Annotated in this window: 25 protein-coding genes, 1 tRNA gene and 1 pseudogene; 7 read left to right on the top strand and 20 right to left on the bottom strand. The window is 43.5% G+C overall.

Annotation, left to right across the window (positions count from 1 at the left end; genetic code table 11):
* Nucleotides 1-423: 423 nt before the first annotated feature.
* Nucleotides 424-1,506 carry a Gfo/Idh/MocA family oxidoreductase gene (locus tag V7L05_RS09645; protein ID WP_300418931.1) on the bottom strand — a complete coding sequence of 361 codons (1,083 nt, stop codon included), beginning with the start codon at nt 1,504-1,506 and terminating at the stop codon, nt 424-426.
* A gap of 339 nt (nt 1,507-1,845) precedes the next feature.
* On the opposite strand from V7L05_RS09645, the gene queC reads away from it, so the two are divergent.
* Entirely contained in the window at nt 1,846-2,523 is a 678-nt protein-coding gene (gene queC / locus V7L05_RS09640) for a 7-cyano-7-deazaguanine synthase QueC (RefSeq protein WP_335163947.1), read from the top strand.
* Nucleotides 2,524-2,918: 395 nt separating this feature from the next.
* On the opposite strand, the gene V7L05_RS09635 is transcribed toward queC, so the two are convergent.
* The gene (locus tag V7L05_RS09635) at nt 2,919-4,313 is read right to left on the bottom strand and encodes a hemolysin family protein (RefSeq protein WP_335163946.1); all 1,395 of its coding nucleotides are present in this window, start codon (nt 4,311-4,313) and stop codon (nt 2,919-2,921) included.
* Between the two features lie 15 nt (nt 4,314-4,328).
* Between V7L05_RS09635 and V7L05_RS09630 the strand changes: the two genes are divergently transcribed.
* On the top strand, nt 4,329-4,514 hold the full coding sequence (locus V7L05_RS09630) for a hypothetical protein (protein ID WP_335163945.1): 186 nt from the start codon (nt 4,329-4,331) through the stop codon (nt 4,512-4,514).
* Here V7L05_RS09630 and V7L05_RS09625 read toward each other — a convergent pair.
* Nucleotides 4,482-5,183: a hypothetical protein gene (locus V7L05_RS09625; RefSeq protein WP_335163944.1), complete on the bottom strand. Its 702-nt coding sequence runs from the start codon at nt 5,181-5,183 to the stop codon at nt 4,482-4,484. The two genes, V7L05_RS09630 and V7L05_RS09625, sit on opposite strands and share 33 nt — an antisense overlap.
* Before the next feature lie 293 nt (nt 5,184-5,476).
* Between V7L05_RS09625 and V7L05_RS09620 the strand changes: the two genes are divergently transcribed.
* Nucleotides 5,477-5,549 (top strand) — tRNA-Ile (locus tag V7L05_RS09620).
* Between the two features lie 104 nt (nt 5,550-5,653).
* Here the strand turns inward: V7L05_RS09620 and V7L05_RS09615 are convergent.
* The gene (locus V7L05_RS09615) at nt 5,654-6,088 is read right to left on the bottom strand and encodes a hypothetical protein (RefSeq protein ID WP_335163943.1); all 435 of its coding nucleotides are present in this window, start codon (nt 6,086-6,088) and stop codon (nt 5,654-5,656) included.
* Nucleotides 6,089-6,188: 100 nt separating this feature from the next.
* Here V7L05_RS09615 and pyrE point away from each other — a divergent pair, with 100 nt between their 5' ends.
* A complete protein-coding gene (gene pyrE / locus V7L05_RS09610; protein ID WP_335163942.1) occupies nt 6,189-6,812 on the top strand; it encodes an orotate phosphoribosyltransferase in 624 nt (207 codons plus the stop codon).
* Nucleotides 6,813-7,154: 342 nt separating this feature from the next.
* On the opposite strand, the gene V7L05_RS09605 is transcribed toward pyrE, so the two are convergent.
* Complete coding sequence (locus tag V7L05_RS09605; RefSeq protein WP_335163941.1) at nt 7,155-8,063, bottom strand: AAA family ATPase; 909 nt, start codon at nt 8,061-8,063, stop codon at nt 7,155-7,157.
* 19 nt (nt 8,064-8,082) lie between these two features.
* On the opposite strand from V7L05_RS09605, the gene V7L05_RS09600 reads away from it, so the two are divergent.
* The gene (locus tag V7L05_RS09600) at nt 8,083-8,256 is read left to right on the top strand and encodes a histidine kinase (RefSeq protein WP_335163940.1); all 174 of its coding nucleotides are present in this window, start codon (nt 8,083-8,085) and stop codon (nt 8,254-8,256) included.
* Here the strand turns inward: V7L05_RS09600 and V7L05_RS09595 are convergent.
* The 3 genes from V7L05_RS09595 to surE form a co-directional block, all read right to left on the bottom strand.
* Nucleotides 8,253-9,311, bottom strand: a complete 1,059-nt coding sequence (locus V7L05_RS09595; protein ID WP_335163939.1) for a bifunctional riboflavin kinase/FAD synthetase — start codon at nt 9,309-9,311, stop codon at nt 8,253-8,255. The genes V7L05_RS09600 and V7L05_RS09595 overlap by 4 nt on opposite strands.
* 528 nt (nt 9,312-9,839) lie before the next feature.
* Entirely contained in the window at nt 9,840-10,736 is an 897-nt protein-coding gene (locus tag V7L05_RS09590) for an MBL fold metallo-hydrolase (protein WP_335163938.1), read from the bottom strand.
* 286 nt (nt 10,737-11,022) lie between these two features.
* Complete coding sequence (gene surE / locus V7L05_RS09585; RefSeq protein WP_335163937.1) at nt 11,023-11,820, bottom strand: 5'/3'-nucleotidase SurE; 798 nt, start codon at nt 11,818-11,820, stop codon at nt 11,023-11,025.
* 351 nt (nt 11,821-12,171) lie between these two features.
* Between surE and V7L05_RS09580 the strand changes: the two genes are divergently transcribed.
* Entirely contained in the window at nt 12,172-12,417 is a 246-nt protein-coding gene (locus V7L05_RS09580) for a GUN4 domain-containing protein (RefSeq protein WP_335163936.1), read from the top strand.
* 171 nt (nt 12,418-12,588) lie between these two features.
* Here the strand turns inward: V7L05_RS09580 and V7L05_RS09575 are convergent, their stop codons facing one another.
* The 6 genes and pseudogenes from V7L05_RS09575 to V7L05_RS34645 all read right to left on the bottom strand — a co-directional run.
* Nucleotides 12,589-13,224 carry a restriction endonuclease subunit R gene (locus V7L05_RS09575; RefSeq protein ID WP_335163935.1) on the bottom strand — a complete coding sequence of 212 codons (636 nt, stop codon included), beginning with the start codon at nt 13,222-13,224 and terminating at the stop codon, nt 12,589-12,591.
* 407 nt (nt 13,225-13,631) lie between these two features.
* Nucleotides 13,632-14,132: a cupin domain-containing protein gene (locus tag V7L05_RS09570; RefSeq protein ID WP_335163934.1), complete on the bottom strand. Its 501-nt coding sequence runs from the start codon at nt 14,130-14,132 to the stop codon at nt 13,632-13,634.
* A gap of 266 nt (nt 14,133-14,398) precedes the next feature.
* Nucleotides 14,399-15,787: a histidine--tRNA ligase gene (gene hisS, locus V7L05_RS09565; RefSeq protein ID WP_335163933.1), complete on the bottom strand. Its 1,389-nt coding sequence runs from the start codon at nt 15,785-15,787 to the stop codon at nt 14,399-14,401.
* 113 nt (nt 15,788-15,900) lie between these two features.
* Nucleotides 15,901-16,347, bottom strand: a complete 447-nt coding sequence (locus tag V7L05_RS09560) for a DUF3598 family protein (protein WP_335163932.1) — start codon at nt 16,345-16,347, stop codon at nt 15,901-15,903.
* Nucleotides 16,348-16,452: 105 nt separating this feature from the next.
* On the bottom strand, nt 16,453-16,554 hold the full coding sequence (locus tag V7L05_RS34650) for a hypothetical protein (protein ID WP_442937849.1): 102 nt from the start codon (nt 16,552-16,554) through the stop codon (nt 16,453-16,455).
* 182 nt (nt 16,555-16,736) lie between these two features.
* Nucleotides 16,737-16,830: pseudogene (locus tag V7L05_RS34645) on the bottom strand (hypothetical protein); the annotation flags it as partial.
* 123 nt (nt 16,831-16,953) lie between these two features.
* Between V7L05_RS34645 and V7L05_RS09545 the strand changes: the two are divergent.
* Nucleotides 16,954-17,091, top strand: coding sequence for a hypothetical protein (locus V7L05_RS09545; RefSeq protein ID WP_335163931.1), 138 nt, complete (start codon nt 16,954-16,956; stop codon nt 17,089-17,091).
* 9 nt (nt 17,092-17,100) lie between these two features.
* Here V7L05_RS09545 and V7L05_RS09540 read toward each other — a convergent pair whose 3' ends face one another.
* The 6 genes from V7L05_RS09540 to V7L05_RS09515 form a co-directional block, all read right to left on the bottom strand.
* Nucleotides 17,101-17,307 carry a hypothetical protein gene (locus V7L05_RS09540; RefSeq protein ID WP_104907658.1) on the bottom strand — a complete coding sequence of 69 codons (207 nt, stop codon included), beginning with the start codon at nt 17,305-17,307 and terminating at the stop codon, nt 17,101-17,103.
* 7 nt (nt 17,308-17,314) lie between these two features.
* Complete coding sequence (locus V7L05_RS09535) at nt 17,315-17,605, bottom strand: GIY-YIG nuclease family protein (protein WP_335163930.1); 291 nt, start codon at nt 17,603-17,605, stop codon at nt 17,315-17,317.
* Nucleotides 17,606-17,697: 92 nt separating this feature from the next.
* Nucleotides 17,698-17,964 (bottom strand): type II toxin-antitoxin system RelE family toxin, encoded by a 267-nt coding sequence (locus tag V7L05_RS09530; RefSeq protein ID WP_335163929.1) that lies wholly within the window; start codon nt 17,962-17,964, stop codon nt 17,698-17,700.
* On the bottom strand, nt 17,961-18,170 hold the full coding sequence (locus tag V7L05_RS09525) for a hypothetical protein (protein WP_335163928.1): 210 nt from the start codon (nt 18,168-18,170) through the stop codon (nt 17,961-17,963). The genes V7L05_RS09530 and V7L05_RS09525 overlap by 4 nt, the downstream gene beginning before the upstream one ends.
* Nucleotides 18,171-18,185: 15 nt before the next feature.
* Nucleotides 18,186-20,447: an N-6 DNA methylase gene (locus tag V7L05_RS09520; protein ID WP_335163927.1), complete on the bottom strand. Its 2,262-nt coding sequence runs from the start codon at nt 20,445-20,447 to the stop codon at nt 18,186-18,188.
* A complete protein-coding gene (locus V7L05_RS09515; RefSeq protein ID WP_335163926.1) occupies nt 20,422-20,736 on the bottom strand; it encodes a type I restriction enzyme HsdR N-terminal domain-containing protein in 315 nt (104 codons plus the stop codon). Before V7L05_RS09515 ends, V7L05_RS09520 begins: the two co-directional genes overlap by 26 nt.
* Between the last annotated feature and the right edge of the window lie 628 nt (nt 20,737-21,364).

The following is a 21,364-nucleotide window of genomic DNA, read 5'->3' as shown; positions in this document are numbered from 1 at the left end:
CGTTGTAGCGACTGCCGTCGCAAAGAAGAGAAGGAAGAAATGCTTAACTGAACTGTATTGATTTATGTCCCGGACTTACCTCACCCTCAATCCCTCTCCGATATATTGGAGAGGGAAGCTAGATACAGGATGAAGTTTTGCATTTTATTTAATCCACCTTCCTAAGTAGCTCTAGACCTTGAAATTGAGTGATAAATCCCTGCCTACGAACCTCAGAAAATTAATGAAATGAACCACTAGGTTTTGTTGTCTAATTATTTAGATCCCCCTTAGTCGGTTTTTTAAAAGGGCTAGGGAGGATCTAAAGATTTGATGACAAATTTAAAAACATACTCTAGGGTTTTCTTCTGAGGTTGATGCTGTGGGGGAGATGAGGAAGAAAATTTTACCTTGTCCCCCTCATCCCCCTCTGCCCCTCTTCTTCTAGGCTGTCGGGGTCAATGATTGTACTCTTGGTTCCGATTGCCAGTCTAAGGGATTCCAAACTCGATCTTCCAGCGCCATTTGCTCAATCAAACTTGCCAGTCTTAGGGCTTTGAGAGCTTGTTCACCACCTACTGAGGGTTGATTGCCGCCATGCACACAGTTGACAAAATGTTCTAATTCTGCACTCAATGGTTGAATGTTGCTGGTGTAGACTTTTTCAATTACACCATCTTGCCTGTAAAGTACTTGTCGGTGGTCGGTGAGAGAATTAGCAGTCGTTTGTCGGTGAATCAAAATTTCATTCTTGAGAAAATCTGCCTCAGTAAATGAATTTTTGCAATGGGCGACAATCCGGCGAATTTTGCGGTGGGTGACTTTACTGGCAGTCAGAGTAGCAACAATACCATTGGCAAACCCTAATGTCGCGGTTACGTAATCTAAATAACCAGAGTCTAGGGCGCGACTCCCACTAGCAGTCAATTTTGTGACTGGGGAAGCAGCTAATTCCAAAAGTAGGTCAATGTCATGGATCATTAAATCCAGCACCACCGAAACATCGTTTGCCCGATCTGAGTAAGGACTCATCCTATGGGCTTCTAGCGCCAGCAATTCCTCTGTTTTCAGAACTTGGCTCAGTTCTTTAAAAGCTGGATTGAAACGCTCAATATGACCTACTTGCAGGATACACCCAGACTCTGCTGCGGCATTTACTAGGGACTCTGCCTCAGAAATACTGGCTGCGATCGGTTTTTCAATCAAAACATGAATTCCCGCTAACAGACAGTTGATACCCACGGCATAGTGCAAGCGGGTGGGAACAGCGACACAAACTGCTTCCACAAGGGGTAGCAGATCACAGTAATCTTCAAAAAAACGCACCTTGTACTTGCTGGCAGTTTCTAATCCTCGCTCAACGTTAATATCTGCCACTCCGACTAGTTCAACATCTTTCATTGAACTCAGCACGCGAGCATGGTGCTGTCCCATGTTACCCACTCCAATCACGCCTATGCGGATCGGTCGTGGCTGGTTGCGCTGTGTATATGGATTCGGTTCTGCCACTGACATGCTATTTTGCACTATTATTCTCTCCTCAACCACCAAATTTAGAGACGCTACGGCCGTTGGCGTTTATACTCGAAAGCCAGTTACGATCCGTCTAAAACCATCCAGATGGTAACATAGAGCCTATGTTTATGAAGAATTTCAAAGTTTGTGATCGGTTCCCGTAATCCAGATATCTTTTGTATAGATAGTTCGGGTTTGCTTTGGATTTTGCACTTTCTCCAAAAAATATATGTCTTTTTATTAACTTTAAAAAATTCAGTAAGACCTAAATGTAAATTCTCCTTGGCATTGCTTCCTGGCATCTTGTTAAGGTCTGATTTGGCGATTTGAAATCCAAAATCTGCAACTGAGATGAAAGCTGTAATTCTGTTATCTGGGGGATTAGACTCTTCCACAATTCTGTACAAAGCTCAGGCTGATGGCTGTGAATGTCATGCTATTTCCTTTGATTACCAGCAGCGACACCGACGAGAGTTACAGTCAGCCCTCACCGTCGCTCAAAAAGCTGCGATCGCAAAACATCAGGTGGTAAATTTTGACTTACGACAATGGGGCGGTTCAGCACTTACTGATGATGCCATTGATTTACCCCAGGAGCGATCGCTGGATGAAATGTCTCAAAATATTCCTGTCACCTATGTTCCGGCTCGTAATACCATCTTCTTAAGCTTTGCTCTTGGTTATGCCGAAGCGATCGCAGCAGAGCGTGTCTATATCGGCGTCAATGCCTTAGATTATTCAGGATATCCTGACTGTCGCCCTGACTATATCCAGGCAATGCAGGAAGTTTTTCGCCTGGGAACCAAACAAGGGCGTGAGGGACAACCAATTAATATTGTCGCACCCCTAATCAACTTGAAAAAAACTGAAATCATCCAACTGGGGAATCAATTGGGAGTTCCTTGGGAGCTAACTTGGTCTTGCTATGCCGGTGGTGATGTTGCTTGCGGGGTTTGTGATTCTTGTCGGTTGCGGCTAGCAGCTTTTGCCGAATTGGGACTCGTTGATCCAGTGGCGTATGCTTCTTGAGTGGGGAGTGGGGAGTGGGGAGTGGGGAGTTAGGAGTTAAAATTCCTAGCTCACGCCGTGTGCAACTTTCTCTCAAACCTAACCCCCAACCCCAACCCTTGTAGGATACTGTTGGCGAATTGATAGGGGGTCTAACCCATCAGCCCCAATCCATCTTAATTTCTTTAATTTCAGTGCGTTTCAACGTACTTTAGCTATTAGCCCGCAATTTATTGCAGGGCGGGAAAGCAACCCAAAGCCGAGGTTTTAGGGCTGGGGGGTTTAACCCCTCAGATATTCGCCAACAGTATCCTACAAGGGTTGGGGAGCAAGAATCAAAGCCTCTCGACCTTTGTCTTAGAGGAATGTAAGCGGGGTTTTAAGAATAAGTCGCACATTGCGTTAACTCCTAACTCCTAACTCTCAACTCCTAACTCTTCTAACCGTTGCAGTTGAATTTGATGCAGGCGTGGGCCAACGATTGACACCACAGTGAATTCGAGATTTTGATAACAGAGGGTTTCGCCTTTGGCAGGAATTTTCTGTAATTGATACAGCAAAAAGCCTCCCAGTGTTTGGTATTCTCTAGTCAAGGGCAAATTGAGATGTAAAATCTCGTTGAGGTCTTCGAGGTTGATCTGTGCCTGCACCAAAAATTTCTGCTCATCTAACATCTGAATCAGTAAGTCGTCGCTGTTTTCAGGTTCGCTGGCGTCGCCAATGATTTCGGCAATGACATCTTTGATTGTCACTAGTCCTACGATACCGCCAAATTCATTCACTACCATGACCATAGCTGGTTTCTCTTGCTGCATCATTGGCAAAAGTTCACTCAAGGATGTATGTTCTGGAACAAACCGGGCGGGACGCATCCAAGGTTGGATCTGTGTCTCTAAACTTAGCTTTCCGACAGCTAAAGGTTGTGCCAAATCTTTAAAATAAACAATGCCGCGAACATCGTCCAAAGATTCACCAATTATGGGATAGCGAGAGTAACCACTAGAAGCCATTTCCCTGAGTAATGTCTGGAAGGTAGCATCTTTTGGCAACGCAACAATACTGGTGCGGGGGATCATTACATCTTGGGCTATGATCCCCCCAAACTCAAAGACATTATTGAGCAATTCTCGCTCTGCACGCTGTAAACCAGTAGAACCCCATTCTGTAGAGATAATCAGTTGCAATTCTTCGGGAGTTACAGGCGGCCTCCAGCCTTGACCTGTGTATTGGATACCAAAAATCCGCAATAAGCAACGAGTTGATTGGTTGAGAATCCAGATGAAGGGGCCAAAAAAACGCACGATCGCTTTTACCGAAGGCCCCAAAAACCTTGCTAGCTGTTCTGAGTACAGCATAGCTAAGGATTTGGGACATAGTTCTCCGATCACTATTTGCAAATAGGCAATCAAGAAAAAGGCGATGGGAATTGATAGGGAATGGGCTAGGAAGGTAGTCATCCCAATCGGTAAAGGCCAGGATCTTAACCAAGCATTCACCAGCACGACAATCGTACTTTCTCCAATCCATCCCAGTGCCAAACTAGAAAGGGTAATGCCTAACTGAGTGGTAGATAGCAGTCGGTCAATACTACGTTGTAGCATTTCCACTGCGATCGCCGGAATATCCCCAGCCTTAACTAGCTGGTGAATACGCGATCGCCGCACGCTCACCATCGAAAATTCCGCCGTCACAAAAAAGGCATTTATGGCAATCAGCAGTAGCACTGACAACAACCGCAGCGCTACATCTGTCCAAATTAAATTAGGAAAACCACTCACCGCCAAAGCTCGTGTAAAACTCACGCCCTCCATTTAGGGGAATAGGGAATGGGGAGTGGGGAGTGGGGGAAGATGAGGGGGATAAGGGAGAATTTACTCCCTCTCTCCCTTGTCTCTTCTGTATTCCCAATGCCCAATGCCCAATGCCCCATGCCCAATGCCCAATGCCCCATGCCCAATGCCCAATGCCCAATGCCCAATCTATCTTTCTACAGGAATATTCGATGCTTCTAGCTTCAATTGTTGAGCGGGATAATCAGTGAGAGCCAGTGATATCTTCTTGACATCATCAAGTAAAGCTGTAGGAATGCTCACTGTACCGGAAAATGTTGGACCATTTGCAGGCAATTCTGTTGGTAAACCCTCTGTACTAGCACTCAGGGTTCGCCCTTTATCATCGGTAACATCTAAAAAACTATACAGGAAGCGCACAGAATCCTTACCTTTGTTCTGCATTTGCACTTTCAGTAGCAAATCACCACCAGAGTAGCGGACAGATTGCACAGACATGGTTACACCCTCACTCTGGGCAGTAACCGGAAAACCTGGCTGGAGTTTTTCTTCAACCACTTGTGGGCGTTTTTCCTCTGGTTTCTGCTTGCTGCTATTGGTTTCTTCATCATCTTCCTCTAGCTTCTCCGATTTAGCCGCCTTGGTCTTACCCTCAATTCGCGCCTTGACAATTTTCAGGATTTCTTCCTCTTTTAATAGCACTAGCCCTGTCTGTTGGGAGCTATTTGTCTTACTGCTGGCAAATTTGGTTGTGGGACGCCCATCGGGTGTGGTAACGCCTTTAAGTGCTGAACTCCCTAGTTCAAACCCCAAAAACGCGCTCACAGAACCTGCTCCCAACATCAGGATTAACAAAATCAAAGTAAGAAGTACAGTAGAATTTATTTTCATCGCTGACAAGCTATCACAAAAGAATGCTGGTCTATTTAAGAATAGTGAAGCTTTTGACCTCAATCCTTAAAGGAACTTAATCAATATTAGTTTGCACTATTTCATGATTAAACTATGTAGTATAAAAATCTGGTAAATTATCGCCGAGTATTCACAGGCGGGAAATTTGTGCTATAATTACAGAATTGGCTAAACGCAGTGGATGAGATATCTTCCTCACCCTAAAATTAACAAATCAGGTTGACCTAAGAGTTGAAGTAATTGACTCGTAGGAACCCGAAACCCAAAAACAAGCGCCTTTGGCCGATTGGGGAGGCAGCGAACTCATAATTCGCCTTCAGGCTGGTTCGATTCCAGCAGGGCGCACTGAATCATCAAAAAGCAGTAATAGAGGGGCATTGGGCATTGGTTATTAATTCATCTCCCTCACTCCCTCATCTCCCCCCACTCCCCACTCCCACTCCCAAATCTTACCGAGGTGGCAAAGTTTCAAACCTAAATTCAGTTCCGACTTTGAGTTTGTTGCTATTCATACGGGGAGACATGATCAGCGACGTGTCATAAGGATTTGGTAAATCAGGAGTGCGAATATAAGGATCGTTGCCAACTTGCTGAGTCAGGACATCATGATATAAAGTGTTAACCAACTCAGCATCGTGGGCAATTTCATTTTCTGGGAAGGAACCACCGAAACTGGAACCAGATCCGAGAAATGAGTCTAGCTGACGCTTGAAGCTGGCATTTTCGTAGAAATTGCGATCGTGACGAAAAAAAGCTCGTTCAAATACATCATTCGTAGTTTCATAATTGGGTGTTTGGGTTTGGGCAGATGCAACAGAGGGAAAAGCAATACCAGCAGCAAGCAGCACCAATAAACTACCAAGGGTTTTTAATTTTATACGCACCTTTCTGACTCCTCAATTTTTAGGCAATCTTAATTTATGCTTAAGTTCAGAACTCTGATCAGTTCAACCTTTGGTGTAGCACAACTTTTAATGTTTTGTAATGACGTATCCTACTGAAACTCTTACCCACTCAGATATTTGGGCAACCACTGCTGATTTGACCACCTTGCGCCACAAGCTACTAGATTTATTTTGCCAACTTGCTTATCAAGAAGGTGATTTCGTTCTCGCTTCTGGGCTACGTAGTTCTTATTATGTGAATAAGATGCAGGTAACACTCCATCCTCAAGGTGCTTTGGCAGTTGGACGGTTACTGTTTCCCTTATTACCTGTAGATACACAGGCTGTAGGTGGTTTAACATTGGGGGCTGACCCAATTGTGACAGCAGTGAGTGTAGTTTCTGTTTATGAAAACCGACCGATACCAGCGCTGATTATTCGCAAGGAAGCCAAGGGTTATGGGACGAGAGCTTGTATAGAAGGCCCCAATTTACCAGAAGGTGCAAAAGTAGTAGTTTTGGAAGATGTGGTAACAACTGGGCAATCTGCTCTGAAAGCGGTTGAGCGTCTTAAAGAAGCAGGTTATACCGTAAATCAAGTAATTTCACTGGTAGACCGCGAGCAAGGAGGAGGGGAGTTGTACCAGTCAACTGGGTTAAAGTTTGAAACTTTGTTTTCGATTCAGGAAGTTCAGCAACGCTTCCGACAACTTGCGAATTCATGAACAATAGGACTTATAGCATTCCCCAAATCTGTATAATTTCTGGCACTGATAGTAATCCAATTTGATTTTTGAAACAATCTAACCCTCATTTGTCACTTTGGGAGAATCCAATCGCTCAAATAGTTACGGGGCTTTAGTTTTCACTTTTTGTCTATAAATTTTAGTTTCTGTTAGGAAATAAAGCCTCAAACCTGGATTAAATCAAAGTCTCAGAATTTGGCTGAGATTATTGTTTTCCGAGAGTGACAAAACAGGGCTAAGTATATGTAGGGTGTGTTATCACATAGCGTAACGCACCCTTGTATCTTAGAAATCAAATATGAGTCCTATATCTTTTTTACTTTAAGGAATAGAAACCGATCGCAATAATCGCTCAACAACAGTTCTAGCGTTGCGTCCTCCTCTAGGAATAAGGCGATGGCAAAAAACGTGAGGGACGAGAAATTTCACATCATCGGGGATGGTATAATCACGCCCTAATAGAAAAGCTAACGCTTTGGCAGCTCGTTGTAATGCTAATGTGCCACGCGGACTGATGCCAAGGGCGATTTCTTCATCTTGGCGTGTTGCCCGCACCAATTCAAGGATGTACTGTTGCAAGGAAGTTGCCACTTTTATTTGAGAACAGAGGTAACGCAATTCCTCTACTTCTGCCAAGGTAATACAAGGCTGCAAATCAGCAATCTTCACACCATTTTGGAGATTTTGCAGCATAAGGAGTTCTTCTGCCTCAGAAGGATAGCCCAAACTCAGTGACAACATAAACCGATCCATTTGCGCTTCCGGCAGGGGAAAAGTACCTTGATACTCGATTGGGTTTTGAGTGGCAATGACAAAGAAGGGCTGGGGAACTGCACGAGAGACACCATCGACTGTTACCTGATGCTCTTCCATAACTTCCAGTAAAGCTGACTGAGTGCGGGGTGTAGCGCGGTTGATTTCGTCAGTTAACAGTACATTAGCAAAGACTGGCCCAGGAAGAAAAGTAAATTCGCCGCTTTTTGGGTTCCAAATGTTGGTGCCAGTGATGTCAGTTGGTAGTAAATCGGGGGTGCATTGTAGCCGTTGAAACTTGCCATCCACTGAACGAGCTAGAGATTTAGCGAGCAAGGTTTTACCAACACCAGGGACATCTTCTAGGAGGGCATGACCACCACCAAGCAATGCTACTAGCACTAAGCGTATTGCCTCGCTTTTGCCAACGATGGTAAGAGCTAGATTTTGTGTTAAAGCTTCAATTTTTTCTCTCATGCGGTGCGGGGAGTGGGGAGTGGGGAGTGGGGAGTGGGGGAGTGAGGGGGATGAGGGAGATGAGGGAGATGAGGGGGATGAGGGAGACAAGGGAAGAGTTTTCCCAATGCCCAATGCCCAATGCCCAATGCCCAATGCCCAATGCCCCATGCCCAATGCCCCAGCCCCATGTCCTATCTATTGTTCCCACTAAACACTCAAAACTTCTCTAGCAACAACGCAGTCAAGTTGAATTTGTGTTTTCAGGGCTTCTAGAGAAGGAAATTTTTGTTCAGGGCGCAAAAATTTAACTAGCTGCACAACTAGTTTTTTGCCATACAAATCACCAGACCAATCGAGCAGATGTACTTCCGCAGATGAATAAGTACCATTTACAGTTGGGCGATTACCGATATTCATTACGCCCAAGCTCGTGACATCTGATGTTTCACTGAGATTGAAAACGCGGACAGCGTAAACTCCTTGGCGGGGCAAAAACTTTTCTTTTGGTAGTTGGAGGTTGGCGGTGGGAAAGCCAATCGTTCTGCCCAATTGTTGACCTTGAACGACATCACCAATTAGGGTGTAGGGGCGTCCTAGTAGGAGATTTGCGTTTTCGATGTCGCCGGACTCAAGGGTTTGGCGGATTAATGAAGTGCTAATACGGGCATCCTGAGTCGGAGTCGTACTGACGCAATTGCTTTCGGTGGGCGAGTTACCTGTATAAGTTTGTAAGGGAACGATCGCAACGGGGATATTGTGCTTGGCGGCGAGTAATTGCAAATCTTTGGCAGTACCACTGCGCTTTTCGCCAAAACAAAAATCCTGCCCGATGCTAATTCGCTGGCATCGCAGTTGTTGCACAAGAATTTTTTCGACGAATTCTTCGGGGGTCAAAGCAGATAATTCTTTGTCAAAGGGTAGTAGTACCAGTTGTTCTACCCCAAGCGATCGCAATTGTTGGACTTTTTCATCCAGTGGCGTTAACAATGTCCGGGGTTGCCCCGTAAAAAACTCGTGTGGATGGGGGTCAAAGGTGACAACTGTTGAATAGGTATATTCTCTATTTGTTAGTTGTTCATTTTCATTTGACTGCGGACTACTGGCTACTGACAAGTGACCACCAGCGTGCAAGACTGGTTCAATTACCCTTTGATGACCAAGATGAACACCATCAAACTTGCCAAGGGCAACAGCAGTCGGCGTTAGCAGCTCTTCGCTTGAAGAAGCAAGCCACACAGAACACCCATTTTGAGACAAATTTAGCACGTGGATTCTGAGATTTTAGGTTTGTTTTAGCTATCAGCAGGAAGCTACCTGATGGTAAACGGCCTTGAGGAGTACAGCTTTTGTAGACGGTCTGAACTTTCACCAACTGCCCATGAGGTCTTGTGCGATCAGCCAGGGTGTTGATCCCACCCCTTTTAGCTATCAGCCAAAAGCCTAACCCACGGGAAGTCGCCCAAGATGGTTTCTTGTGCAATTAGCTGTCAAGCTAATTGCTAAGTCCAGATAACCCCAAATACCAGAGCTAAAAAGGCTCTAGTTTCGTGCTGAGACTGCAACGAGGTTTTACCCCCGACCCATCAGCCGCAATCTTAGGGGATCTGTGGGTGTCTGGGCTGTGTTGGTGAATCTATAAAGTGTGTCCTCCTGTTGTCGCCCTGATCCTGTGGTCGGCGCTCTGACAACTTTGGGCAACGCTGTCTCACCGTGCAGCCAACAGGTATGCTCTCATGCTGAAAGCTTCTGATCACCAATCTAATCTAAAATCTCCAATTCCTGCGATCGCAATCTTTAAACAGAAGACTTCCTAACAGGAAAAGATTCTGATAAGGAAACTGAGGTGGGAACCTGGAGTACCATTCCTTCCCGTGCCATGATCGCCCCAGGAAATTTCTCAGATGCTTGTACCCCGACACGATCTAAAAAGTCGTCATCGTGTGCGGGGTCGTGGTGGTAAATCACTAGAGTTTTGACATTAGCAGCTTTCGCCACCTTTACAGCTTCTTGCCAAGTGGAATGTCCCCAGCCAATTTTCGGGGATGTTGGGGAGTGGTATTCTTCGTCTGTGTAGGTAGAATCGTAAATCAGAATGTCGGCATTACGAGCTAGCCACAGCACATTCTCATCGAGTCGGTCGGGAAAATGTTCGGTATCAGTTATATAAGCAGCAGCACCACCACGCCAGTTGACGCGGTATCCTACGGCTTCACCTGGATGATTTAAAGGTGCTGTTTCCAGGGTAAGGTCATCAATGTGTATTGGTTGCCCCGGTCGAATGTCGTAGAAATTTAAATTGGCTTGCATAATCTGCAAGGGTACGGGAAAATTCGGGTGCAACATTTGATCGTTGAGGCGCTGTTCTATGGTAGAACCATCAGGTGCGATCGCGCCGTAGATATGAAAGTCATTCCCCTTGACAAATCCTGGAGTAAAAAAGGGAAAACCCTGCATATGATCCCAGTGAGAGTGGGTAAAAAATATGTGAGCTTCTAACGGCATTTGGCGCAACAAAGATTGCCCCAAAACGTGTAGTCCCGTGCCAGCATCGAAAATTAGGCGTTTATCGCCCGCTTGCATTGATATGCAAGGGGTATTACCGCCATAACGAACGGTGTTTGGCCCTGGAGTGGGGATGCTGCCGCGAACGCCCCAAAATTGTACGGTAAATTGGTTCTCTATCCTAGACATAGGTGTTGCTTGCTGGACTGAGCGGGCGATAATTGGAAAAATTGTTACTTATTTTGTCTAAGTTTATGCTCTCTAACCGATTTTGGTAGAGGGAGGATTTCTTGGTAAAACAGCATACCCTGTTTCTGGCTGATTGTGTAAATGCGGATGAGATACTCTCAGGTAGAATTTTCCAGTTTTTGGGATGGATCTGTATCATTTATTTCAGGAATGTCCCTACGTTATAGCCTACTTTTTCTGTGATGCATTTGAATCACCCCAGTTTTTTCCTGATAAATCAAATGATTCATGGAAAATTGAATTCCCACTCAGACAATTTATCTAGTCCATTTGCGTCGGTAAGATCGTATTGTAACGGCGTTATACTGATGTAGTTTTTACGTATAACATGCACGTCTATCGGTACATTTTGAGGCAGATTTAATCCGGTTGAGGGTTCCACATCCTCAATTACCTCTCCGGTTAACCAGTAGTACGTTTTTCCACGAGGATCAACTCGTTTATCAAACACATCAATGTAATGCCGCACTCCTTGACGGGTGAGAGTAACTCCGGCAATTTCTTCCCATTTGACCGCAGGAATATTGACGTTGAGTAACATTAAATCTGGTAGCGGTCTTTGGGCTAACTGGTCTACGAGAATTTTGGCAAACTTAGCAGCAGGTTGAAAGTCTTTAGATGTGTGACTACTAAGACTCAGCGCTACACTGGGGATACCTTCAATTAGACCTTCCATTGCCGCAGAAACAGTGCCGGAATACAAAATTTCAGTTCCCAAATTCGCACCTTGATTAATGCCAGAGAGAACCAAATCGGGGGGAGTCGAGAGCAAAGCCCACAGCGCCAATTTAACGCAATCTGAAGGGGTACCATCGCAAGCCCAAGCTTTGACAGCCGGATGAAAAATCTCTTCAATAATTTCAGCGCGAATTGGTTGGTGTAAAGTTAACCCGTGTCCAGTTGCCGATCGCTCTCGATCTGGGCAAACTACACTCACATCATGACCTGCTTCTGCCAAGTAGTTGGCTAGGGTACGAATCCCCAAGGCAGAAATGCCGTCATCGTTGCTAATTAGTAATTTCATAGTCATTGATCATTGGTCATTAGTTATTTGTTATTTGTTATTTGTTATTTGTCAATGTCGTAGGTCACAAACAGCAAAAAAACATATATACTCACTAGTACCGCAAGGCGGAAGTTTGCCTACCTTTAACAAGAGGCTTGAGCAACTTGTCTGACGCCAAGTCTTGTTAATTGAGATGTTAGCTGGATTTATGCCAAGCTGTACTAACCCAAGTTGCGTGTTAGGCGACTCCGGGTGCTTCGCACCCGGAGAGTCATGCGATGCCTGGGGCGGGCTACGCCTACGCACAAAAACTCTCGGTTACGTTAGCCCATAACCGAGAGATAGATTTTTCACTACTTTGGGTTTAGTGTGCAAAAGCGGATTTGGGAAAGCGTTGGAAAAGACTACGAAAAGTTTGGCGATCGCGTCGGATGGCGAAATGAAAGCTGGCTACCTTACTCAGACCTGAAGTTGACCTCAAATTCTCCGCAGGGACATTTGCCTGTGACCCATCAGGTGGTTGGATCAGGTGGTTTGTTTTCAGTGTGGGTTATGTTTCGGGTTTATATTAGGGGACGGAGGGTAGAGTGTCTTCTCTCGCGTGGAGACTTGTAAACTTTCGGGGTTTGCGGGAGATGAGCAAAAAGCGAATATCAAATATATTTAAATTGTTAATCTAGAATAAAGGTGATGAAAATTAAAGGTATTTTGTCAGTAAAATCATGACTTAATAAATATTGTAATATTCAAATATTAATATCCTTAAATGTATATTTAAATTACTTGTTAAAGCTGACAAATTGTTTTTAGAACTTGTAGCAACTGACTTGAACGCTCTCTTTCCATTAAATTTAATTCTGGCAACAGGTAATAAATCGGGGAATTTCCTTGTTCGATATAGACAAACTGATAACTTCTACCATTAGTCGCTAATCCCCAAACTGATTTTTGATTATCCAAATTTTTATAAGAGTATGTGAGTAGCTGAGGTAAACCTGTTGATATATCAATCTGACTATTTTTAGATTCAATTAACAGTACCCAAAAATATCTTTGAGGTTTTGTATGTTGAGCTTTACTGACAGCTAAAATATCAAATCTTCCTTTAATTTTGATATCTTCATCTTCAACTTCAATCTCAGCAATATTCTCCTCCAAAAGAATCTCGATAGGATAGCGATAAAAACCAGCTAATCTTAATAAAGGGGCAACTGCAAGAAACTTTACCTGACCTTCAGAAACTTTGCCTGCTGTCAGGTATCTATCAAAGTCATGCTGAATTTGTTTGAGTTCCTGCTGTTCTGCTTCCGTGAGAGGTTCCAGAGATAAGTAGTTAGAAAATGAGTCACTGTACTGTTTTTGAAAGCCAAACAGACGATGAACTTCTTCTAAGGATAAATTACGAGTGTTGAGAATTGTCATATTGTCATATATATATTTTTGCCTGATTAAGGTGAAACCCAATCCAAATTCTTTACATAAAACCTATCTTAACCCCAGGTTGACTGACTAACGGGACTTAAACATTTTTTCGGGATAAACAAGCCTCAAACCCATGCAGGGTAAGGGAAATACACCAAATGCTCAAAAACGGCTCAAACCCAGATATATCAATCAACCAAGTAAAACGATGTCAAAGTCCCTCTGTATATAGATTTGAGGCTTTTTTATGGGTGTTTTTTGTCTAAGTCCCAGTAACTTCGTTAGGCTGCAACGAAAAAGATTTGTCAGTTAATCAAATATTTACCTACAGTAAAATCTGTAAACTGTCTTTTATAAGGCAATACGCTTGGGTTAAGGCTCAAACTCTTTGTCAAAGTCAATGTTTGCTAGTCGAGATAGTCCGGCGGGAATAATTTCTGACCATACTTTTCGGCGATGCCCTGCAACCGTTGCTGATCTTCCTGACTCATAACCGGGGGAGGCAGAAAGGTGCCGGCTGGCACGGGTGTGCCTATTTCCTTAAAGAAGTCCTCTAGTCCGGCAGGAACTACCACGCACAACAGGTGTGCTATTGTATCCGTCTTATTTTTAAAACAATGCACTACCCCACCCAAGGGTATGTTGATAAATGAACCCTTCCGGGCTGTATAAGTTTGAGATTTAGTTTTAACCTCAACTTCCCCTTCCAGTACATAAAAAGCTTCTTGAAAGCGGGCGTGCGCGTGGGGACCAGGCCCGCCTTGCGGCGGCACCAGCATATCAATGACAGCGTAAGCCCCTCTGGTTTGTTCACCGGTAATAACTAGGCGGTAGGTATCACCTACCACCGACAGAATCTGGCCGTCCTGAGCATTTACGGTTGTAAGATCATTGATTGGATTTTCCATGATGTTAAATTTGATTGATCCCTTTTTTAAGATTTCCTAAGTTGCCTTGTTTCAGTCTACGGTCAATGCGTCGCACTGAGCGCCCGAACCGTGAAAAGAAGTTTGTTATGTGTAGCCGCGTAAAGCCTTCGGCATAGCTTCGCTTAGCGCGTCAGCGTGCCGGAGGCTCTATTCCATTCGCTGGAGCTTAAGTTGACTGTGCCCCTACGATAGATGTGGTTGAAATAAATGAAAACTGGTGGAAAATTTAGAACTTTCGTAGTTTATTAGGCAAGCCTTCTTTTAACTTCCTCAGCCAAATCTACTAGTAGTACTTCTACTTGCTCACCTGTTTTTAAATCTTTGAGCGAAGACTTTTGCGTTGCTGCTTCCTCAGAACCAATAATTACACAAAATCGAATTCCTTGTTTGTCAGCTAATTGAAATTGTTTACCCAAGGGGCGCTTATCAAAGTTAGTTATCACATTAATTCCAGCCTGACGCAGATGTTGAGAAACTTTTAAATAAGTTGGCATTAAATCATCTTGCATATTCACTACCATCACCTGGGCTGGTGTCGCAGCTAAGGTACTAAGAATACCAGCTTTTAGTAAACGACTAATTAAGCGAGTTAAGCCGATAGAAATACCTACACCAGGCATTTTTTCGCCCAAAAATACCCCGACTAATTCTTCATATCTACCGCCAGAACAAATACTACCTAATGCTTCATGTCCTAATAAGGTTGTTTCGTAAACAGTGCCTGTATAGTAATCAAGACCACGGGCAATGGATAAATCAATACAGAAACGATTTTCGGCAACTCCGAGATTACGCACGCCTGCAATTACAGTTTCTAATTCGGTAACTCCCAAGATCAATTGCTCAGTTTCTGACAGATTTTCTGCGAGGTGCTTAAGTTTATCTAATACTTGATCAACCGAACCATCAATTTTAATAAAATCAATAATATTTTGAGCCTGTTCTGCTAAAATACCCTCTTTTTCTAAATCTTGCTTTACTTTAGTTTCACCAATTTTTTCTAAAGTATCAACGATGCCAATACAGGATTTAATTTGGTTTTCAGCAATTCCCACTGACTTAAAGAAACCAGTCAGAACTTTGCGATTATTGATGCGAATCAGAAAATCACCAATATTAATTGCTTCAAATATCTCAGTGATAATTGCAGGCATCTGAGCATCATAGAGCAAGCTGAGTTCACGACGAGCAACTACATCAATATCGCACTGACGAAACTGACGGAAACGCCCATCTTTCGCCCGTTCTCCCCGAAAAACTACATCCATTTGATAGCGGGCAAAGGGAAAGGTTAACTCATTCAGGTGACGGGCAATATAAGCCGCCAAAGGAACCGTTTGATCAAACTTTAAAGCTCTTGCTTCCGAACCAGTTTCGCCCGATTTATCTCTCTCGGCTTGTCGATTTGGTGGCAGGATGGGATCAATGCCATAAATGATATTGTCGCCTTGATTCCCTTTAGCTTGCAGTACTTCTAAACGTTCTACAGCAGGTGTTTCAATGGGCGTAAATCCATAGCTTTCAAAAACCCTACGGATGATATCTAGCAAATATAATTCTAGACGCTTTTCGCTAGGCAGAAACTCTGGGAAACCGCTAGGAGTAGAAAAGTTTATTTTGTCACCTTTGGCCATGCGTGTACCTTACTAAGTTGAGATTTGAGATGAAAGTCATAGGGAATCCGCCTGCATAACCCACGCAGGCGGACTGGAGAATAATTAGTGGTTATCTCTGAGGGAAGAAATTACTATTTTAGCCGTTCTTCTTGAATTAGGGTGCGTTGAAAGATTTGATTATTCTTAAACCAATGCCAAGTGCGGGCACGATTGTTATTGTCAGGACTAATGTAGATCATTTCATATATGGTCATTTCTGGGTTTGTCTTATAAGCAAACCACAAAATAATAACTGAATCATCAACTTCCCAAGCTTTTCCTTGTATGCGATCGGTGTCAAACCAGAGCTTATTATCTTTATAGCTTCCTGGAAATTCATACTCTTCTTGTTTACCATCAGACCACTTGTAGCGATTTATTTGGTAGTAGGGATGAAGGCCATTTTCTGGAAACTGACAAGTTAAGTGAGATTCATACTTGTCGAGAATCTTTCCGGCTGTATCAATTACTGTATAAGTTCCTACCCAATCTCCTTCATGACGGATAAGTACAGGCATTCCTTCTCGAATATTTGACATTGCAATTCACCTTTTATTGTTCTAACATCTGGAAAAATCGAGTAAAGTAATCGGGAAAAGTTTTCGCTGTACAACCAGAGTCTTTTATTACAATGCCTGGAACCTTTAAGCCAGTGACAGTAAATGCCAGTCTTCACTAAATAAGGCATTTTCTAAAATCGAGTCACTTGGCGCTAAGGCCGCAACAAGTAATGCCCGATTGGTAATACTTTTAGAAACAGGAATCTCTACCGTGGCATCTACTAGGCGATTCAGAACAGGGATTGCAATGGTATCTATTTTAAACCTCTGTGTAGGTAGTCAGCTACAACTTTATTATGTTCGCATATTATGAGTAGGGAAGGTATCAAAGACGGCTTTAATCATCGCTGGCGTAAATTCTTTAGAAGATAAACTGGCAAAACCAGTACCACGCGCTGCCATGATATCGCTGTGGCCGCCAAAAATTGAGAGGGCTGGCGCGGCTAACGATCGCCTTATAATCTGCCCAGTTGAGCAAATTCATCCTGACTGAAAATTCTGCAATGCAAAGAGTCTGCGAAAAGTTGGGCTTCTGTATTCATCCCACTGCTGAGACTTCAGTCGTGACAGAAATTATAACTTGACGTGAAGCATAACGAATTCCGTTTTTCTTCTAAGCGATCGCGTTTATCGTCAGCTTTTAATGTTCCGGTTGAGCTGCTGCAAGTAACCTGTTTATCCACACCAATATCTTTCGCCAGTTCCGCCGCCTGCGATCGCTAGTTGACGGTTTTATTGTCCACGCCCTGGCTTACAATCTGCAAAACCCAATGCCTCTGTGTCAAGAAAACTCGCAATTGCCATCTCAATAACTGCTTCGATTGGATATTCAATTTCAGTAGCACGAGCAATTAGAGCAGCGCGAATTCGTTCAGGTAAGCATCCTAAAATAACTTCGGCATCATTGGGGGAAAGTTGCTCTTGGAGTTTGGCTTGCATCGCTTTACTACTTTTCGGTTGGAATTTGGACGTTGTAAGGGGGTTCTGTGGCTCTTAAAATAATGGCTTCTAGCTCCAATAGTAACGTAGGGTTTTCCCAATGTGAAATTAATTGCACTGCGATCCGCACATCTTCATCGTTATATTTATCGAGCCACGCCCACAAAAAAGCTTTGTGCCCACCACTGAAACGCCCCCGCAAGCTCTTGGTTTTACCGATGTAGAGCAATCCGTCAGTCCTGTGCCTGATTGCATAGATGCCAGGACGAGCCGGAATGGTCGCAAAATCACGGGTCAAGAGTTGGCATTGTTCAAAGGGAATAAAGGCGATCGCATCCAGAATTCTCCGAGCTTGAGCTTGAAGTTCAGAATCATAGCAACCACCTTTAGCTACGGGAAATATCGATACATTTCTTTGCGATGCAGTACGCGAATAAAGGTAATCACACCTTCATCCTCGGTAAAGCCAACTCGATAGTTACCAACTCGGATACGGTAGTAATTTCCTTCTGCTTTGAGCTTTTTGGTGTTGTTTAGATCCAGTAGAATTTCTGCATTTTCAACTTCTTCAATCACGGCTTTTATTTTTGCTAGCAAATCGCCATCCCGAATTTTTTCAAGATCCTTTTCAAAGCTTTTCCTAAACTCGACTTTCACGCTTTCGGCTCCAAAAGTTGAAAGATGGACTCACGGCTAACCAGTTCAGTTGTTTCACCTTCAGCGATCGCTTGCTCCATTGCCACGTCTTCAATAATTTCTGCCAGAAATTCAGAGACTTCTTTTCGATTGTCACGAATTAATTCGACGATCGCGCTTTTCAAGATTTCCTTAAGTTGATCTGGGTTTATAGTAATCTCAGACATTGTGCCTCCATTAGGTTAGTTTGAGTTTGATAGATTGATTCCTAACGCTTCAAGTTGCTGATTGATCCAAGTCGTTGCTGTCGCCTCGTCGGTTTCGATCGCTCTTTCTACTCCTGTTTTAGCAATTTCTAGCAGTTGCTTAGATTGCTCCCGTGCTTTGCGAGATTCTCTGACCTTTTCTGTGATTTTTTGACGAGTAGATTCTTTCGGTAGAGTGATTGGAATCTTTAATAAACCCTCAGTTGAGATTGCTGGGTACATACTGGCAGTCGTATGAAGATCCAGAATTTCGCATAGAATGGGCGATCGCAAATAAAGCAGTAAAACTTCTGGCTCAATTTTGGTTGGTTTGAGAACAGCAAAACCAGACGAGCAAATGTAGTTATTTTGCTCGGATTCAATTAAGGCTGAAAGTCTGCGGATAGGGCGAACTGTTGACGTAATTACATCGTTAGGTTTCACAAACCATTGCGCTCGGCTAGGGGCTTCTTCCATCGCCACCACTTCACTATTAGCAAAGCCTTCTCCGCTGAGATTGCCAATTTCGATATAGTTAAATGTACCTTGTTTTTCGGGCTGAAACTTGCGCTTTGCTAGTGAGACAACATCCCCAATGCAAAGACCAGACTGATGCATGATTGTCATTACTTTTTGCTGTTTTGGCTGATAATACTCAGCGTCGAGGCGATTGGAGGACAAAAACGACTCAGAAAAACTCTTGACGGCAACGGTTTCTTCCGTGGGTTGCCAGTCTTTCAAGCCAAGCTCCGACAAAAGCAAATCCTCAGCTTGTTGATAAGTTAAATCTGCTTGATCTAGAAGCAGCTTTGAGTAATTTATGATATCAGTGATAAGTTTTTTAAAATTTTCATTTAGGACAGGAACTATAATTTGATCCATATCCTCTAAAAGTAGTCCCATTTGCACAGCACAGCGAGTAAAACGATCAATCTGGCTCTGTCCAAATTCTGAGTTCAAAAAAGTTGCAATAAATTCAGATTTTTGATTTTTAGGTCTAAGAATAGCTAACTTACAGTTACAAGTGGCAGGCTGATTAGTAGAAACTAGCGAAACTGCACCAATAGTTCCAATTATAGATAACAGTATGTCTCCCATACGAAGATGCGATCTGATCATAAATGACTGATTATAAGCTTCTTCATCTATAAAAATTGGATTTGATCTTTCGATGAAAAATGTATGAATATCTTGTCCTCTATAGTATGGAATTCCTTCATCTGAGAAACTATCACTAATTTTTAGATGATTTCCATCAGAAACATAAACAAATTTAGTAAGTGCTTCAGTTTCCTTATTACCTAGTAAATTTGCCAGTTTAATATGATATTTCTTGAAGAACTCAGAATCGATTCGGGTAGTTCTTTCTAATTGACTAAAACAAGATTCAACTGCTTCCAGCCCATCCATTAACCGCCGATACCTCACAGCATCAAACGGTGTCACAGATGGGCTGGGTTCAAAAAAACTGAGGTTCTCCTTTTTGGCAAACTCAATAAACGCTTCCGCAATGCCGTCTTCCGTCAGTCCTTCGTGGTTATACAAATCATGATCCACCACTAAATGACCGTGAACATCTTGCAAAAAATCGCCCTCTACCCCCACCACTCGCTGCATCGGAGAAGGCGGCATCAATTCGCTAAGTTCATCAGGCGGTGAAGTAAACGATGAAATTTTCCGCCACATCTTCTCCCCAGAATTATCCTTCCCTGATTTCCGCATCGTCGCAAAAAAGATATTGTAGTCATCCTGTCGTGGGCAGAGTGCGCCCACCTTCGGATCGTCATTCCACTTCTGCACAAACAGCACCGAAGTCTTCGTACCCGTGTGCGGCTTAAACGTATTGCCATGCAGCCCCACTACCGCCAAAATCCGGCAGCGTTCGGCAATGAAATCTCGAATATTCTTATCCGATGAATTGTTAAACCGTCCTTGGGGCAACACGATCGCCATTCTACCCCCCGGTTTCAAAAAGTTCAAATTGCGCTCAATAAACAAAATATCTCGCCCCACCTTGGTTTGCCACTTACCATCCGGCTTCTTTGCCAAATCATAGCGGGCAATCATGCGCGGTTCCTTGATATCTCCGGCAAAGGGCGGATTTGCCATCAACACATCAAACTGAAACTCTCGAAAATCTTTACTTCCTTTTGGTCGCAACCGTTTCAGCCCTTTGAACCCAGCATTATAAATGTTATCCCATTCTTCTTGTTCGGTTACTTCATCCCACAGTTCATAGTCCAGCGTGTTCAGGTGCAATACATTTGTCTGCCCGTTTCACCTCCCGCCCAAAGTTCACCCCATACTCGACTTGAATGCGACTGAGGGGATAGTGGAGGCGTTTATTCAAAACCTGTAAATATAGCTGCCGAATTGCTTCCTCTGGCGTCAGCTTAATTGCCTTCTGACGCACCAAACAAACGATATAAGGCACTTCGCCACTTTTGGTTGCTTTAAGATTAATGCTCTGCTCTAACTGCTTAATTTCCGCCTCAGTAAACTGCGACAGTTTGTAGTTTGAGTCTTTGAGGATATCGGCTAGGTTCATCAGGCGCTACAGAATCTACATAAAGGCTTAGTCCGTTATAGAGTGTAACGCTATTGTAGAAACCGACCTATAGGTTTTCTTAATAGTTTGAACTTTTTTTGCGTGACATAAAACAGGAGTCAGAATACAGAATTCAGAATTGGTGAATACACTACCCATAAAGAGATAGAGTTTTAAGGTGAGAATATTTTAATTTTTTTCGCTTAACCCTTCGGCCACGCTACGGGCATCGCCAGGGGCGAGGTTTTAACCAATATTTATCACCCACTCGTACAGAATTCATACTGAATTCTGACTCCTGAGTTCTGAATTCTTCTTATCAATGCACACCTTTGACTAAACTTATCTTTCTAGGGTGTCTCAAAGACTTATGCAGGACTTACGCACTCAAAACCTGAAACCTAGATCCCCCCTAACCCCCCGATAAATTGGGGGGAACCTTAAAAGCCCCCTTTTTAAGGGGGTTGGGGGATCTCTTGTGCGTAAGTCCTATTATGTTCTGAACGAATGGACTTGTGTTCTGAACGAATAGCCTTGTGTTCTGAACGAATAGCCTTGTGTTCTGAACGAATAGCCTTGTGTTCTGAACGAATAGCCTTGTGTTCTGAACGAATAGCCTTGTGTTCTG

The sequence above is a fragment of the Nostoc sp. genome (genome assembly GCF_036917755.1).
Taxonomy (GTDB): domain Bacteria; phylum Cyanobacteriota; class Cyanobacteriia; order Cyanobacteriales; family Nostocaceae; genus Nostoc.
The sequence above is the reverse complement of the archived record's forward strand: the minus strand, read 5'-3'. Positions and strand labels throughout refer to the sequence as shown.

What these genes read in the sequence shown, in the direction of transcription:
- queC (WP_335163947.1), top strand. Translation starts at nt 1,846, where the DNA reads ATGAAAGCTGTAATTCTGTTATCTGGGGGATTAGACTCTTCCACAATT.
- V7L05_RS09635 (WP_335163946.1), bottom strand. Translation starts at nt 4,313, where the DNA reads ATGGAGGGCGTGAGTTTTACACGAGCTTTGGCGGTGAGTGGTTTTCCT.
- V7L05_RS09630 (WP_335163945.1), top strand. Translation starts at nt 4,329, where the DNA reads ATGGGGAGTGGGGAGTGGGGGAAGATGAGGGGGATAAGGGAGAATTTA.
- V7L05_RS09625 (WP_335163944.1), bottom strand. Translation starts at nt 5,183, where the DNA reads ATGAAAATAAATTCTACTGTACTTCTTACTTTGATTTTGTTAATCCTG.
- pyrE (WP_335163942.1), top strand. Translation starts at nt 6,189, where the DNA reads ATGACGTATCCTACTGAAACTCTTACCCACTCAGATATTTGGGCAACC.
- V7L05_RS09605 (WP_335163941.1), bottom strand. Translation starts at nt 8,063, where the DNA reads ATGAGAGAAAAAATTGAAGCTTTAACACAAAATCTAGCTCTTACCATC.
- V7L05_RS09590 (WP_335163938.1), bottom strand. Translation starts at nt 10,736, where the DNA reads ATGTCTAGGATAGAGAACCAATTTACCGTACAATTTTGGGGCGTTCGC.
- surE (WP_335163937.1), bottom strand. Translation starts at nt 11,820, where the DNA reads ATGAAATTACTAATTAGCAACGATGACGGCATTTCTGCCTTGGGGATT.
- V7L05_RS09575 (WP_335163935.1), bottom strand. Translation starts at nt 13,224, where the DNA reads ATGACAATTCTCAACACTCGTAATTTATCCTTAGAAGAAGTTCATCGT.
- V7L05_RS09570 (WP_335163934.1), bottom strand. Translation starts at nt 14,132, where the DNA reads ATGGAAAATCCAATCAATGATCTTACAACCGTAAATGCTCAGGACGGC.
- hisS (WP_335163933.1), bottom strand. Translation starts at nt 15,787, where the DNA reads ATGGCCAAAGGTGACAAAATAAACTTTTCTACTCCTAGCGGTTTCCCA.
- V7L05_RS09560 (WP_335163932.1), bottom strand. Translation starts at nt 16,347, where the DNA reads ATGTCAAATATTCGAGAAGGAATGCCTGTACTTATCCGTCATGAAGGA.
- V7L05_RS09540 (WP_104907658.1), bottom strand. Translation starts at nt 17,307, where the DNA reads ATGCAAGCCAAACTCCAAGAGCAACTTTCCCCCAATGATGCCGAAGTT.
- V7L05_RS09525 (WP_335163928.1), bottom strand. Translation starts at nt 18,170, where the DNA reads ATGTCTGAGATTACTATAAACCCAGATCAACTTAAGGAAATCTTGAAA.
- V7L05_RS09515 (WP_335163926.1), bottom strand. Translation starts at nt 20,736, where the DNA reads ATGAACCTAGCCGATATCCTCAAAGACTCAAACTACAAACTGTCGCAG.